General features: G+C 34.4%; 14 protein-coding genes. 8 read left to right on the forward strand and 6 right to left on the reverse strand.

The window, feature by feature from the left end:
* Window positions 1-20: 20 nt before the first annotated feature.
* From porN to topA, 6 genes are all read right to left on the reverse strand, one after another.
* Complete coding sequence (gene porN, locus H601_RS0113110; RefSeq protein WP_026711910.1) at window positions 21-992, reverse strand: type IX secretion system ring subunit PorN/GldN; 972 nt, start codon at window positions 990-992, stop codon at window positions 21-23.
* 52 nt (window positions 993-1,044) lie between these two features.
* On the reverse strand, window positions 1,045-2,586 hold the full coding sequence (porM, locus tag H601_RS0113115; protein ID WP_026711911.1) for a type IX secretion system motor protein PorM/GldM: 1,542 nt from the start codon (window positions 2,584-2,586) through the stop codon (window positions 1,045-1,047).
* Window positions 2,587-2,631: 45 nt separating this feature from the next.
* A complete protein-coding gene (gene porL / locus H601_RS0113120; RefSeq protein ID WP_156900413.1) occupies window positions 2,632-3,261 on the reverse strand; it encodes a type IX secretion system motor protein PorL/GldL in 630 nt (209 codons plus the stop codon).
* A 64-nt stretch (window positions 3,262-3,325) separates the two neighbouring features.
* A complete protein-coding gene (porK, locus tag H601_RS0113125; RefSeq protein WP_026711913.1) occupies window positions 3,326-4,741 on the reverse strand; it encodes a T9SS ring complex lipoprotein PorK/GldK in 1,416 nt (471 codons plus the stop codon).
* Between the two features lie 205 nt (window positions 4,742-4,946).
* Complete coding sequence (locus H601_RS0113130; protein WP_026711914.1) at window positions 4,947-6,098, reverse strand: formimidoylglutamase; 1,152 nt, start codon at window positions 6,096-6,098, stop codon at window positions 4,947-4,949.
* 3 nt (window positions 6,099-6,101) lie between these two features.
* Window positions 6,102-8,615 carry a type I DNA topoisomerase gene (gene topA, locus H601_RS0113135; protein WP_026711915.1) on the reverse strand — a complete coding sequence of 838 codons (2,514 nt, stop codon included), beginning with the start codon at window positions 8,613-8,615 and terminating at the stop codon, window positions 6,102-6,104.
* Between the two features lie 177 nt (window positions 8,616-8,792).
* On the opposite strand from topA, the gene miaB reads away from it, so the two are divergent.
* The 8 genes from miaB (at window position 8,793) to groL (ending at window position 16,074) form a co-directional block, all read left to right on the forward strand.
* Window positions 8,793-10,241 carry a tRNA (N6-isopentenyl adenosine(37)-C2)-methylthiotransferase MiaB gene (gene miaB, locus H601_RS0113145; RefSeq protein WP_026711916.1) on the forward strand — a complete coding sequence of 483 codons (1,449 nt, stop codon included), beginning with the start codon at window positions 8,793-8,795 and terminating at the stop codon, window positions 10,239-10,241.
* Between the two features lie 59 nt (window positions 10,242-10,300).
* A complete protein-coding gene (locus H601_RS0113150) occupies window positions 10,301-10,672 on the forward strand; it encodes a GxxExxY protein (RefSeq protein WP_026711917.1) in 372 nt (123 codons plus the stop codon).
* Between the two features lie 41 nt (window positions 10,673-10,713).
* Window positions 10,714-11,976, forward strand: a complete 1,263-nt coding sequence (locus tag H601_RS0113155) for a sigma-54 interaction domain-containing protein (protein ID WP_026711918.1) — start codon at window positions 10,714-10,716, stop codon at window positions 11,974-11,976.
* A gap of 3 nt (window positions 11,977-11,979) precedes the next feature.
* On the forward strand, window positions 11,980-12,486 hold the full coding sequence (locus H601_RS0113160; RefSeq protein WP_026711919.1) for an LptE family protein: 507 nt from the start codon (window positions 11,980-11,982) through the stop codon (window positions 12,484-12,486).
* A gap of 62 nt (window positions 12,487-12,548) precedes the next feature.
* Window positions 12,549-13,631 (forward strand): tetratricopeptide repeat protein, encoded by a 1,083-nt coding sequence (locus tag H601_RS0113165; RefSeq protein ID WP_026711920.1) that lies wholly within the window; start codon window positions 12,549-12,551, stop codon window positions 13,629-13,631.
* Window position 13,632: 1 nt separating this feature from the next.
* Window positions 13,633-13,989, forward strand: coding sequence for a preprotein translocase subunit SecG (gene secG, locus H601_RS15850; RefSeq protein ID WP_051220763.1), 357 nt, complete (start codon window positions 13,633-13,635; stop codon window positions 13,987-13,989).
* Window positions 13,990-14,127: 138 nt separating this feature from the next.
* Window positions 14,128-14,403, forward strand: a complete 276-nt coding sequence (locus H601_RS0113175) for a co-chaperone GroES (protein ID WP_026711921.1) — start codon at window positions 14,128-14,130, stop codon at window positions 14,401-14,403.
* 39 nt (window positions 14,404-14,442) lie between these two features.
* Window positions 14,443-16,074, forward strand: a complete 1,632-nt coding sequence (gene groL / locus H601_RS0113180) for a chaperonin GroEL (RefSeq protein ID WP_026711922.1) — start codon at window positions 14,443-14,445, stop codon at window positions 16,072-16,074.
* Window positions 16,075-16,093 lie beyond the last annotated feature (19 nt).

A 16,093-nucleotide genomic window follows, 5' to 3' on the forward strand; every position in this document is an offset into this window, starting at 1 on the left:
TAGTATTTAATTTTATGTGATTAGTAATTCCACATATCTTGTTCAAAATTTCTGATTTTTTCTTTTACTCTTTCCGATTCTAATAATTGGTTTAGAGCATTGTCTTTCATATAATCTTGAATTTGACGGTCACCATACACGTTTTCTTCTTTGTAAATCACACCACTAAAACGACGCGAATTTAATAAATGATCAAATGTAATAGGCATAGCCGAGTTTACATTATTAAAAGCTGTCCACTCATGTAGTACATCTCTGGTTGCAGGAAAATAAACCCAAAACAATTCAATTACGTCAGGATTATCAGTTCCAACTTCACGAGCTTCAGGAGCTACAGGACAAATTCCAAGTAAACGATACTTCATTTCACCTTGTCTTTTGTCAAAATACCAATATCCTTTGATTTTGTAACCGGATACATCAATAGCACCAAGCTCTCTTTTATCAATATACTGAAGGTCTAATACCTTTGCAACAACTTCAGGTTGTGGAATTAAATTGCCTTTTTTATCGTACTTTGGTGCTGCTTTTTTTGGAAAATACTGATCATAATAAGTATTGATTTCCTCTCTACCAGCATCCGTAGTATCGATATACGTAAAAGATGATTTCATATCTTTTAATGATTTCTTTGTGTTAAAGTAATCATCAGCATATACTTCAGTAATTCTTCCAGATTTAATTTCTTTAATTAACACATCAAATAAAGAACGTCTTTCTTTACCTATGTTTGCTGTATCAACTGGAAAATATAAAGGAAAATTAACTCTTTCATCTAAATCAACAATTTCCCAAACCATTTTGCCCATTAAAACATCTCTGTCATGCACATAACCGTACTGCAAAGGTTTATCATTGTCTGATTCCATTTGAGCGGCTGTTTTTTTACCAATTTCAGTTGGCGATTTAGCATTTAAAAGATTGGACTGAGCTACTCCAATTTGCATAACAAATAGAGTAGAAAAACATGCTATTATTGAATTTAATTTCATCTTAAACGATTTGTAGGTTATTTTCTAAGAAGATAACGTTATTATATCTTACTTATTGTATTTCATAAATTACTGGAGCAGTTCTTGGTAACATGATATCTGATCCTTCTAATTTAACTTTAATATCAGAAACAGTTACTTGGTCACCACGTCCAGCTCTTGCTAAAGCAGCTTTACATTGATCGTTCACTCTATCACCACTAACTAAAACGGCAGCTTGACCAGGAACTTTTAAAGTAAAACCGGTAACTTTTAATTTTAAATCAAAATCAAAATCAGGTAATTTAGCAGAAATTTGAGATACTTCTAGTCTTGATTTTGCACCTTTTGTAGAATACATCTCTCCTCCAATTGCACCAGCAGGAGCAGGAATACCTTTGATACGGAATACTTTTTTAGAAGAAGCAGATTTACCATCAGGTAATTTTGCATTAACATTAATTACTACTTCTGTACCTTGACCAGGACTCATATTATATTTACCAGGACCAGTACCCTTTGATAAACCTGGAGCTTGAGCAGTAACATCTGAATCAGAAACCCCAGCAAAAGAAATTGTCATTGGGTTAACTACACCACGATAAACAACATTCATTTTATCCGCTGAAATTGTAGCTTCTTTTGGTTGAGGAACTACTACGTATTTACCTTCAAATTTCAATGGTATTTCTTTTCCATCTTCTAGGAAAATAAATTGTCCATTAATATTTTGTTCACCTACAGCACCTGCTGTTAATGAAATTACCGCTTGACCGTTTTCAATTTTACCAGGGCCAACAAACTTAGAAGGTGTAGTATTTTCATCATAACGACCCAATACAACTTTTCCTTTTACATTTTCACCTTGGAAGTAAGCATTTTTTTCAAGCACAACAATTGCTTGGTATTTGCTGTAAGAAGCAGTGGCTTCTGCAGCATTACCTAAAGAAACGTTATAAACATTTGTTTCTGCCTTTTTAACATCATTTTGCCAAGCTGATAATTTTGCTAAAGAAGAAATAGAAGGAAAACCTTTAAAATGATAATCTAAAAATTTAATTTTTATACCATCTTTGTTAGTTACATCTTGTAAATCAAACTTTTGTTCAATCTCTTTAACAATAGAAGCATACTTTTTATTGCTACCTAAAGCAGCTTTCATATCTGCCTTATATTTTTCAATTGTTTTAATGATATCATCTCCTTTTGGGGTATATTTATCACCTTGAAACCACAACTCATCTATTTGATCACCCTTGTCCATTGACTCATAAGGTAATTTTCCAGTTGATTCATCTACCTCAGTGCCTTTTAATACATCAGCTTTAAGATTGCCAACATACTCATAAAAACCTTTAGTAATTTTTTCAACAGCATGTGCAGTTTTAGCAGCATCAGCAAATTCTCCACCTGCTTCAGCAGCTTTTGCGTCTAAACTAGCTAACATTTGAGCATTGGATTGAACGGCAGTCTTATTTGATTCTTCAAATCGTTCGTTCATTATACCAAATGCAGATAATACTTCTTTTGACATATTTAATGCCAACATTGCGATGAAAACCAAGTACATCAGGTTAATCATCTTCTGTCTAGGGGTTAATTTTCCTCCTGCCATTTCTAATTAGTTTTTTTAAATTGATTTATGATTTGATAAAACTAATTATCCTCTATTTCCCATTGCAGACAACATACCACCGTAAACATTGTTTAATGATGCGATGTTAGAAGTCATAGCTTGCATTTGTTCTTTTAATTTAGCTGCGTTATCCGCAATTTCTTTATTAGCTTCTGCATTTCTTGCAGCACTTTCTAATTGAACTTTGTATAAGCTGTTTAACGACTCCATTTGAGCGGCAGCCATAGATAATTCTTCGCTATATTTTTTCTGACCTGCAATTGAATCAACTGTTGGAGCAATTCCTTTAGCTGCAGATTCGAAATTTTTGATACTATTTCCTAAGCTAGCCATTAATTCTCCATCAACTTTAGCTTCTTTAAGCATTGCGTCTAATTTTTGAGATAAAAGACCTTGAGCATCTTTAGGTTCTTCTTTTTTCTTTTCTTTTGCTTGACCACCTGCTAATTCAGGATAAACCAATGACCAATCTAATTCGTGATCAACAGGTTCAAAAGCAGAAAGTGCAAAAATGAATGCTTCAGTTCCTAAACCTGCAATAAGCATCGCACTTGCTCCTGGCCAGTGCATCAATTTGAATAATGCTCCGATGATTACAACTGCTGCTCCAAGACCGTAGGCCATGTTCATTACTTTTTTTGGTAGTGCCATAATAATAAAAATTTTAGTTAGTTAAGTTAATTAATATAAAGTTGGTTAAAAATTTCAATGTTAAAAATTATTTTGCTCGTCCTTTGCTGTTTGCATTTCCGGTTACTTGAGTACCCATGTAATCTTGTACTGTTCTAAAACCTATGTAACTTCTAGCAGAATCGGCATATTCATAGTCTCTTGTACTTACTTGCAAGAAATATGCAACATCTTTCCAAGAACCACCACGTATCACTTTACGCTTGTTTTTCAAATCTCCTACAGTTGGGTTCATTGTGGATACATATTCGTAAGCCGCTGCATCATAAGAAGAATCTGTCCACTCAGAAACGTTACCAGCCATGTTGTACAAGTTATAATTGTTAGGCTCATATGATTTTGCTTCTACAGTGTAAAGAGCTCCATCAGCAGCATAATCTCCACGATTTGGTTTAAAGTTTGCTAAATAACATGCTCTGTCGTTTTTAGCATAATGACTTCCCCATGGATAAGTTGCAGATTCAAGACCACCGCGAGCAGCATATTCCCATTCAGCCTCCGTTGGAAGACGGAATGAATTGATTAAATCTCTTTTCTTCTTTTTAGATTTAATGTACGCATTTTTGTTAAGTGTTCTCCAAGCACAAAATGCTTTAGCTTGTTTCCAAGAAACCCCAACAACTGGATAGTCACTATAAGCTTGATGCCAAAAATAATCATTGTGCATTGGTTCATTGTATGAATAAGCAAAATCTTTAATCCAAGAAGTTGTATCAGGATACACTTTTACTTTTTCTTTTCTGATAAAATCAGAACGTTTTCCAGTTTTTGCTTTAGCAGCTGCCTGAATATCCATCCAAGTATAACTGAACTCTAATTTATCAACATTAATAGTTCTTAAACCATTGAACGATTCAGCAGCAGGAAGATACAATGAATCCATAACTTCAACGTAGTGCTCGTCTGGATATTTAGATGTATCAGTGATTAATTTTACTTTTCTATTCAGTCTTCTACCTGCAAACGGATCATCTTCTGTTCCAATGCTGTAATAGTTCTCATACATATATTTGTCATAAGGAGTCATTTTTTCAGGATCAGCATCTTTGAAAGCATAATCACCTATACTTCCACCTCCTTTTTTACCACTTCCACCACCTGTACCGGCAGACTGGCCTAACTCATCAGCAAGGATAGCCAAACGCATACGCATAGTCGAGTCTTTTACCCATTCGATAAATTGTCTATACTCACTATTTGTAATTTCCGTTTCATCCATGTAGAACGAACGAACAGTTACTGTTTTAGTTGGAGCATCTTGCATATTAGCAGGATCATCGTCTGATTTACCCATAATAAAGGCTCCACCAGGAATAAGTGTCATACCATATGGCTTCTCAGGATGCCATTTTCTACCTTGAACACCTACAAGCTCACCTTTCTCACTGGATCCACATCCAACTAAAGTGATTAAAATTGTTGATAATGCGATAAACTTCTTCATATAAATTTGGGTTATCATGTACTCGAATTTTTAAGGCCGTAAACCTATTTATTATTTTTCAAAAAAGCAATTATTTGATGTAAAATTTATTTTCTGTGTCAAAACTAATCAAAACACAAATACAAAAAAAGAAAAACATCGATTAAATACACATTTTGTCGACGAAATGCTTATTTTTTTTATTTTTGTAAGATTTTTTTAACAATTATACTATATCTTTTCTTTGTGCCTTCCACCATCTTTCTGGTATTTCTTGGTCGCAAGCTCGTAAATAATCTTCATGCGTACATGGCAATAACGTATTTTTTATTAATTTATTATTAACATTATTAAAAAAAGGTAATTCTACCCACCATCTTTGGGAAATAGAACTCTTATAAAATAAAAGTTCAATATCATCAACCGGTACAATATATTTCATGAATCCCGATTTATCAATTATAGGATACTCTTTTGACCTGTAATTAAAACCTTCGATAAAATACCATATCATTTGAGCCATCAATACAAATTCTCCTTTTTCATTGGAATGATTGAAAATACCATAAGAAGTAACTTTATCACTAATACCGGAATAACGTGATAATGCACAAATTTCTTTCCCATTAAAACCATTAGGCATAAAAGGCAATAAACAATTAGAATCCGATGACTTTACAGCACCTAAATCTACAGAAACAATATCCGCATCTCTAAAAACAGGTTCAGATATAGAAATATCTGCAGAAATATCACCCAATCGATAAGCATCAAAATATAATTTCTCTATTAAATCAATTTCTTCTTGCGAATTAAAATACGTTTGATAACCAATATTACTATAATTGAATAAATTATTGGGTTCATTTATAATCATTTTAGACAAATAAGAATCAACTGTATGTTGTGATTCATCTTTACCAAAATCAAATTTATAATCAACAGAAACTAAATTAACCATTTGATCAAGCTTATCATATGCTCTATACATCGCATACGTTATATCTTGAGATCCACCTATAATAATAGGAATAATTCCTTTTTTAATTAATTCAGCATTTATTTTTGATACTGCATAGTAAGTATCTTCCTGTGTAGCTCCTTGTTCTATATCACCTAAGTCAGCTATACTTGAGACCCAATTGCCCGGAAATAATTGATATAATTGTTTTCTTAATTCATCTAAACTAACTTCAGTGGGAAGATATTTATTTCCTCTTGAATCTAAAACACCAATAATTGCAATAGTAATTTTATTTAAATCAGGAAAATCAACTTGTGAATGAAAAGCCACTTTTTTTCCCAACGTTTGAACGTTAAGTTGGTCAACAAATGCTATAACCTCATCGCTAACAGGAGTTAAAAAATCAAATGCCATAGCTTATTTCTTTTTTGCAGGTGTTTTTCTGGTTGTTGATTTTGTGGTTGCTTTTTTTGCTGGTGCTTTTTTTGCAGGAGTTTTTTTCTCAATAAGTTCTTGTACCTGAGCTAAAGTTAATTTTTCAGCATCTACATCTTTATTCAATTCAATCTTTAACTTTCCTTTAAAAATAACCGCTCTTCCCCATCTGGCTTTTTCTACACGAATGCCTTCTGCTTTCCAATCATGAATAACTTTATCGATTTCTTTTTGTTGTTTTTCCTCAATCAACTCATTTAAATCCGATTGTGAAAGTTTATCAAAGTTATATTTCTTACTTACATTGATAAACATGCCATTCCATTTGATAAAAGGACCAAATCGCCCTACTCCTTTTTGAATAGGCAATCCGTCATAAGTCCCGATAGGAGCATCGGCTTGGTTTTTTTCATCAATCAATTCTTGAGCTCTTTCCATAGAAACATCCAACGGATCTTCACCTTTTGGCAACGAAATAAAAGTTTTCCCATAACGAACATACGGACCAAAACGGCCATTGTTCACTTCTACTTCTTCTCCTTTATAGGTACCCAAATTTTTAGGTAATAAAAACAAGTTTAGTGCTTCTTCTAAAGTTATGGTCCCAATATTTTGATCGGTTCCAAGACTCGCAAACTGTTTATTGTCATCATCAATATCCCCAATTTGAGCCATGGGTCCAAATTTCCCTAAACGTACTGAAACCGGCTTCCCGGTTTTAGGGTCTTTTCCTAAAATACGTTCACCACTTTCTCTATCGGCATTCTCTTCCACATTTTTTACCACCGGATGAAAATGATTGTAAAAATCACGCATCATTTTAGTCCAATCTTCGTTTCCTTCAGCAATTTCATCAAAGTCTTGTTCTACCTTGGCTGTAAAGTTGTAATCTAAAATGGTAGAAAAGTTTTTTACCAAAAAGTCATTTACAATTATTCCGATATCAGTTGGTACCAATTTTCCTTTATCAGAACCGGCATTTTCAGTCAAGACAACTGATTTAATATCATTTCCTTTTAACGTCAATTGATTGTATTTTCGCTCTTGTCCGTCAAAACTTCCTTTTTCAACATAATTTCTGTTGATAATAGTTGAAATAGTTGGAGCATAGGTTGAAGGTCTTCCGATACCTAATTCTTCTAATTTCTTCACTAAAGAAGCTTCGGTATATCTACTTGCCGGTCTGGAGAAACGTTCAGTTGCGGTGATGTAATTATTAAGCAATCTTTCGTTTACTTTCATGGCTGGTAACATTCCTTCTTGTTCTTCTTCATCGTCATCATTCCCTTCTAAGTAAACTTTGAGAAAACCTTCAAATTTGATTACTTCTCCGGTTGCCGAAAAATATTCCTTGTGATTGTTGGCTTCAATTTTTACATTGGTTCGCTCTAATTCCGCATCACTCATTTGCGACGCCAACGTTCTTTTCCAAATTAAATCATACAATCGAGCTTGATCTCTATCAATATTTAAGGTATGCTTTGACATTTCTGTTGGGCGTATGGCTTCGTGAGCTTCTTGTGCTCCTTTGGCTTTGCTGGTAAAAGTTCTGGGCTTACTAAATTCTTTCCCATATGAACGAGTGATTTCGGCTTGTGCAGCCGCCATGGCTTCTTGCGAAAGATTCACGCTATCCGTTCTCATATAAGTAATATATCCGGCTTCATACAAACGCTGAGCAATTTGCATCGTAATTCCTACCGGAAGATATAATTTTCGAGCTGCCTCTTGTTGTAAAGTTGAAGTTGTAAACGGAGCGGCAGGCGATTTTTTGGTTGGTTTCGTTTCTAAATCGGCTACCTTATATATAGAACCGATATTCTGTTGCAGAAAATCTTCTGCTTCTTTTTGGGTTGAAAAATTCTTTGGCAATTTAGCTTTGAATGTTTTTCCGGCTTCATTTGAAAATTCTGCTGTTACCGAATAAGAAGCTTGTGCTTTAAAATCCTGAATTTCGCGTTCTCTTTCTACAATCAATCGAACAGAAACCGATTGCACACGTCCGGCTGAAAGTCCGCCCTTGACTTTTTTCCACAAAACGGGCGACAATTCATAACCCACCAAACGATCTAAAACTCTTCGGGCTTGTTGTGCATTAACTAAATTATAATCGATACCTCGCGGATTTTCAATGGCTTTTTGAATGGCCGATTTAGTGATTTCATGAAAAACGATACGCTTGGTTTTTTTCGGATCTAATTTTAATTCTTCTGCCAAATGCCATGAAATAGCTTCCCCTTCACGATCCTCATCACTGGCTAACCAAACCGTTTCGGCATTTTTAGATAACGTTTTAAGTTTACTCACCAAAGCTTTTTTATCTGCAGAAACTTCATATTTAGGTTTAAAATCTCTTTCTACATCCACCCCTATTTCCTTGGAAGGTAAGTCGGCAATGTGTCCATAACTGGACTCTACTTGATAATCGCTTCCTAAAAATTTTTCGATGGTTTTTGCTTTTGCCGGTGACTCAACGATAACTAAATTCTTTGCCATGTAAGTTTTTGTTTGGCAACAAAAGTATGGTTTTTTTTTAATTTTTGATTTTTGGAAACTAAATTCAAAAAAATAAGCATTGTTTTGAATCAATATTTTGTTAAACAACTACTGCCATCTTGTCATATTTTCAATTTTAGTATTATCTTTGCAGACTGATTTCAGATAAAATCGATTATGGAGAAGATAATAGAAGAAAACAAGCAAGGAACCAGCTTAGTTTTAGAACAAAAAGAAGGCAATACAAAAAAGCTATTTATAGAAAGTTACGGCTGTCAGATGAATTTTTCGGACAGTGAAATCGTAGCTTCCATTTTGCATGAACAAGGTTACAACACCACACAAAACTTGGAGGAAGCCGATTTGGTCTTGGTGAACACTTGTTCTATTCGTGACAAAGCCGAGCAAACTGTTCGCAAGCGTTTGGAAAAATATAATGCGGTTAAAAAAATTAACCCATCAATGAAAGTGGGCGTTTTGGGCTGTATGGCCGAGCGTTTGAAAAGTCAATTTTTGGAAGAAGAAAAAATTGTGGATATGGTGGTTGGTCCCGATGCCTACAAAGATATTCCAAACCTTTTAAAAGAGGTGGAAGAAGGCAGAGATGCCATCAACGTTATTTTATCTAAAGAAGAAACCTATGGCGATATTTCTCCGGTTCGATTGAATAGCAATGGTGTGAATGCATTTGTTTCCATCACACGTGGTTGCGACAATATGTGTACATTTTGCGTAGTTCCGTTCACACGCGGTCGCGAAAGAAGTCGAGAGCCACAAAGTATTTTGGAAGAAATAAAAGATTTATACGATAGAGGTTTTAAAGAAGTAACACTTTTAGGTCAAAACGTAGATAGCTATTTATGGTATGGTGGAGGTTTGAAAAAAGATTTTGACAAAGCCACCGAAATGCAAAAAGCAACCGCAGTAGATTTTGCTCAGTTATTAGAAATGTGTGCGGTGCAATTTCCGAAAATGCGTTTTCGTTTTTCTACTTCCAATCCGCAAGACATGCATGTTGAAGTAATTCAAATTATGGCCAAATACCATAACATTTGCAACTACATTCACTTGCCGGTTCAAAGTGGTAGCACACGAATTTTAAAAGAAATGAACCGTCAACACACTCGTGAAGAATATATGGCGTTGGTGGACAAAATTTATGAAATTATTCCGGATATTTCACTTTCACAAGATATGATTTCAGGTTTCCCTACAGAAACAGAAGAAGACCATCAAGACACATTAAGTTTGATGGAATATGTGAAATACGATTTCGGATTTATGTTTGCCTATTCAGAGCGTCCCGGAACATTAGCTGCCCGAAAAATGGTTGATGATGTGCCGGAAGAAGTAAAGAAAAGACGTTTAAACGAGATTATCGACTTGCAACAAAAATTAGGTTTAGAAAGAACCAAACGTTTTGTTGGACAAGAAGTTGAAGTTTTAATTGAAAAAGAGTCGAAACGTTCCAACGAACATTGGAGCGGAAGAAATTCGCAAAACACTGTTGTGGTTTTCCCAAAAGAAAATTACAAAGTAGGTGATTTTGTGATGGTAAAAATCAACGATTGTACTGCTGCCACATTAATTGGAGAAGCAGTTGGTTATTCAGAAATAATGCAATAATTCGCCACGAATTTCACGAATTTCACGAATTTTTCAAATAGTAATTAAAAGCCAAAAAAATGAATTTATATAAGCAGGAAGAATATTATAAAATTATTGGAATTTGTATGGAAGTTCATCGGACTTTAGGTGGTGGATTGCTTGAAATTATATATAAAGAAGCAATTGAAATAGAATTAAAAATTCATAATATACCATACGAAAGAGAAAAAGAATTTATAATTGATTACAAAGGTCATAAACTTAAAAAAAGATTTATTGCAGATTTTATTGTTTATGATGAGATTATTCTTGAAAACAAAGCATCAAAAATGATTGTAGATGAAAATGTTGCTCAAACTTTAAATTATATGAACATAACTAAAAGCGGATTAGGTATAATTGCAAATTTTAATATTAAATCACTTCAACACAAAAGATTAGTGTCATAAAAAAATTCGTGAAATTCGTGAAATTCGTGGCTAAGTAAAACATGGAAAGCGTTCAAAACATAAAACAACGATTTGAAATCATCGGAAATGATCCGAAACTCAATCGTGCGATAGAAAAAGCCATTCAGGTTGCTCCTACCGACATTTCGGTTTTGGTAACCGGTGAAAGTGGTGTGGGAAAAGAAAGTATTCCAAAGATTATTCATTCGCTTTCACACCGAAAGCACGGAAAATATATCGCTGTAAACTGTGGAGCCATTCCTGAGGGAACCATTGACAGTGAACTGTTTGGTCACGAAAAAGGAGCATTTACAGGTGCAACCGGAGCTCGTGATGGTTATTTTGAAGTAGCCGATGGCGGAACTATTTTTTTGGATGAAGTGGGTGAATTACCTTTAACCACTCAAGTTCGTTTACTTCGTGTATTGGAAAATGGCGAATTTATTAAAGTAGGTTCATCGCAAGTACAAAAAACGAATGTTCGTATTGTGGCGGCTACCAACGTAAATATGTTTGATGCGATTGAAAAAGGAAAATTCCGTGAAGATTTGTACTATCGATTGAGTACCGTTGAGATTACGCTTCCTCCATTAAGAGACCGTAAAGAGGATATTCATTTGTTATTTAGAAAATTTGCCGCCGATTTTAGTCAGAAATACAAAATGCCGCCCATCAAATTAGAGGATAATGCGGTGGATTTATTGCTGAAATATCGCTGGAGCGGAAATATTCGTCAATTGCGAAACATTGCCGAACAAATTTCGGTTTTAGAAACGCATCGAAACATTTCGTACCAAACCTTATATAGTTATTTGCCACAAGAAGGTTCGAATCTTCCGGCAGTTATTAAAGATAAAAAAGCGGAAAGCGATTTTAGTAACGAACGAGAAATCTTGTACAAAGTGCTTTTTGACATGAAAAGTGATTTGAATGATTTGAAGAAACTCACATTAGAATTAATGCAAAACGGAAGTGCCAAAGTACAAGAGACGAACAAAAATTTAATTCAAAAAATTTACGGCAGCAAAGAGGAAACCGAAATTCCGTTTGAGGAACCTCGAATGAACGTCATTCCGGTACAACCAATTCCGGATCAAGAAGAATTTGAAGATGATGACGATGATCAAGACTATCTTTTTGCGGAAACAGTGGAAGAAGAAGAAACCTTGCGTTTGGATGCCAAAGAAATTGAACTCATCAAAAAAGCATTGGAACGCAACAAAGGAAAACGAAAAGCTGCCGCCGATGAGTTAGGTATTTCGGAGCGTACATTATATCGAAAAATTAAACAATTTGATTTGTAAACCATGAAGAGAATCTTAATATTTACTTTAATTCTAGCAACAACATTTCTCTTAAATAGTTGCAAATACTATAATTTTACCGGAACCGGAAAAATTGATGCAAAAACATTTCAGGTGAATTATTTTCAGAATAATGCCGAATTAATAGAACCCGGAATTGAACGTGATTTTACGTTAGCTCTTCAAGATTTAATTCAAAATCAAACCAATCTAAACCTAACAAATTCTGGTGGCGATTTGATTTATGAAGGCGAAATTACCGGATTCCGAATTTCTCCAATGACTGCAACTGCAGATCAACGTACAGCTCAAAACCGATTGACATTTACCGTAAATGTTCGTTTTATCAATAATAAAAAGGAAGAAGACAATTTTGAAAAATCATTTTCATTTTTTTATGATTATCCGGCCGACCGTCAATTGGTAGGAGAAACACTCAATTTAGCGAAATTGGAAATTTTTGAGCGAATTACACAAGATATTTTTAATGCTTCATTAGCTAAATGGTAATTTAAACCTTTTTTCATAACTATTATTTTTATTACATTTGATAAATCAATTCAATTACCATTTTGAATCTATCCGAATATACTTTCTTATTAAACAATCCAAATGCTTTCAACGAAAAGCAAGCTCAGGAATTGGAGAAAGTAGTTGAAAATTTTCCCTATTTTCAGAGTGCTAGAGCTTTATATCTTAAAGGATTATACAACCAAGATAGCTACAAATACAATTTTGCTTTAAAAAAGACCGCTGCTTTCACAACAGACAGAAGCGTGTTGTTTGATTTTATCACTTCCTCTGAATTTGTTGTTTTGGAAAAAGACCATTATGAACAAAAACTAGCTCAATTATTGGAAATGGAAGTTATTGAAATGGAACATGTTGAAGGTGAAAAAACAGAAAAAATTGAAGAAATTTGTGCTATTTCCGTTAAACCTACTGTAGAATTTGAAACAATTGATGTTGATTTTGTAAAAATTGAAAAAGACATAGAGGAAACAACTTCATCGAATGAAGTTGAACCAATTACAAACATAGAAGAAGTAATTTCGGAGTATAATGAATCCTTTGACGTTTCAATAAGTAATGAAGAACTCATTGAAAAAATAAATGTAGGTGATGAACTTGAAGTTAATGAAGTAATTGAGGTAGAACAACCTATTGAACAAATTGAAATTGAAAAAGAAGAAACTAAAGTTGAAATTGAAGAAAAACTTGAAATAGGAAAACCCATTTCGTTTGCGGTTAACGAAAAACATTCGTTTCAGGAATGGTTACAATTGACTTCTTTTAAGCCGATTAATCGAATTGAAGAGACAAATGACTTTGAAACTACAACTGAAAAAGTTCAAAATGAAATCAAAGCGGCACCAGAAAAATTAAAAAAACTAGCCATTATTGATAAATTTATTGAGACAAATCCAAAAATTACACCGGCTAAAGATCTTGTTGAAACCCCTTCAAAACCCTTTGAAATAGGCGATACTTCCCATTTAATGACTGAAACTTTAGCCAGAGTTTATTTGGAACAAAAAAAATATAGTAAAGCAATTCAAGCTTATGAAATATTAATTTTGAAATATCCGGAAAAAAGTATTTTCTTTGCAGACCGAATTAAGGACATTAAAATTTTACAACAAAATAATCAATAGCATGGGATTTTCAGTTTTTTTAGTATTAATAACAATTGTTTGTTTTTTACTTATCGTCGTAATCATGGTTCAAAACCCTAAAGGTGGAGGTTTATCTTCTACGTTTGGAAACTCTCAACAAATTGGTGGCGTGCAAAAAACAACAGACTTTTTAGATAAAAGTACATGGACTTTAGGGATCATTTTGATTGCTTTAATCATGTTATCATCATTAGCTTTCAATGGAAAATCGGAAGCAATCACCATCGAGAAAGGTGATGCTGCTCCAGCAAAAACAGAAGTTACGGTTCCAGCAATGGAAGCTCCGGCTACTGAAAAACCAGCTGAAACAGCTCCAAATACAGAAGAACAAAAATAATAATACATTTTATAAAAGAAATCCCGAGCAATCGGGATTTTTTTTTTGACTCAACTGAAAAAATGTCAGTTTCTTTCGATTGGCATAATTTCTGACTAATCGAAAACGTCAAACTTAATTTAATAAAACAAAATAATTATGTCAGTAAACATTAAACCCCTTTCAGACCGCGTTTTAGTAGAGCCGGCTCCTGCCGAAACTACTACAGCATCAGGAATCATTATCCCTGATACGGCTAAAGAAAAACCACAAAGAGGAACCGTTGTTGCCGTTGGTAACGGAAAAAAAGACCACACCATGACCGTAAAAGTAGGTGACACAGTTTTATACGGAAAATATGCCGGAACCGAATTAAAATTAGACGGCAAAGATTACCTTATCATGAGAGAAGACGATATTTTAGCTATCGTATAATGACTAACTGAATATTCAAATTATTTAAAATTTAAAAAAATGGCAAAAGATATTAAATTCGACATTGAAGCACGTGATGGTTTAAAACGTGGAGTTGATGCATTAGCGAACGCAGTAAAAGTAACCTTAGGACCAAAAGGTCGTAATGTAACTATCAGTAAATCATTTGGGGGACCAACTGTGACCAAAGACGGTGTAACAGTTGCTAAAGAAGTTGAATTGAAAGATGCTCTTGAAAATATGGGAGCTCAAATGGTAAAAGAAGTTGCTTCAAAAACCAATGATTTAGCCGGAGACGGAACAACAACTGCAACAGTTTTAGCTCAAGCCATCGTGAAAGAAGGTTTGAAAAACGTTGCTGCCGGTGCTAATCCAATGGATTTAAAAAGAGGAATCGATAAATCCGTTGAAGCTATTGTTGCTGAATTAGGTAAACAAGCCAAAGAAGTAGGAAGTTCTACTGAAAAAATTAAACAAGTAGCTTCTATTTCTGCTAATAATGATGAAGTGATTGGCGAATTAATTGCCACAGCTTTCGGAAAAGTTGGTAAAGAAGGTGTAATCACTGTGGAAGAAGCAAAAGGAACGGATACATACGTAGATGTGGTAGAAGGAATGCAATTTGACAGAGGGTATTTATCCCCTTACTTTGTTACCAATCCTGAAAAAATGAATGTAGAATTAGAAAATCCATTCATTTTATTATATGACAAAAAAGTCTCTTCTTTAAAAGAGTTATTACCAGTTTTAGAACCGGTAGCTCAATCCGGAAAGCCATTATTAATCATTGCTGAAGATGTGGATGGTGAAGCTCTTTCTACTTTAGTAGTTAACAAATTACGTGGAGCCTTAAAAATTGCTGCAGTGAAAGCTCCTGGTTTTGGTGACAGAAGAAAAGCGATGTTAGAAGATATTGCCATCTTAACCGGAGGAACTGTAATTGCAGAAGAGAGTGGTTATACATTAGAAAATGCTACTTTACAAATGTTGGGAACAGCAGAAAAAGTAGCTATCGATAAAGACAATACAACCATCGTAAACGGAGCCGGAAATGGTGATTTGATTAAAAATCGAGTGAACCAAATTAAAGCTCAAATGGAAACCACTACGTCAGATTATGACCGTGAAAAATTACAAGAGCGTTTGGCTAAATTAGCCGGAGGTGTTGCGGTTCTCTATGTAGGTGCTGCTTCTGAAGTAGAAATGAAAGAGAAAAAAGACCGTGTGGATGATGCTTTACACGCAACCAGAGCTGCTGTTGAAGAAGGAATTGTTGCCGGTGGTGGTGTAGCATTACTAAGAGCAAAAGCCGTTTTAGCCAACTTAAAAGCTGATAATGCTGATGAGGCAACCGGAATTCAAATTGTTTCTCGTGCGGTTGAAGCTCCATTGCGAACCATTGTTGAAAATGCCGGATTAGAAGGATCTGTTGTTGTTGCAAAAGTTGCTGAAGGTAAAGGTGATTTTGGTTACAATGCCAAATCGGATGAATATGTTGATATGCTAAAAGCAGGAATTATTGACCCGAAAAAAGTAACCCGTGTTGCTTTGGAAAACGCGGCTTCAGTTGCCGGAATGATTTTAACTACAGAATGTGCTTTGGTTGAAATCAAAGAAGAAAATGCCGGAGGTGGAATGCCAATGGGTGGTGGAATGCCGGGGATGATGTAATTAAGTTAGTGATTAGTTA

The sequence above is a fragment of the Flavobacterium filum DSM 17961 genome, from assembly GCF_000425465.1.
Classification (GTDB): domain Bacteria; phylum Bacteroidota; class Bacteroidia; order Flavobacteriales; family Flavobacteriaceae; genus Flavobacterium; species Flavobacterium filum.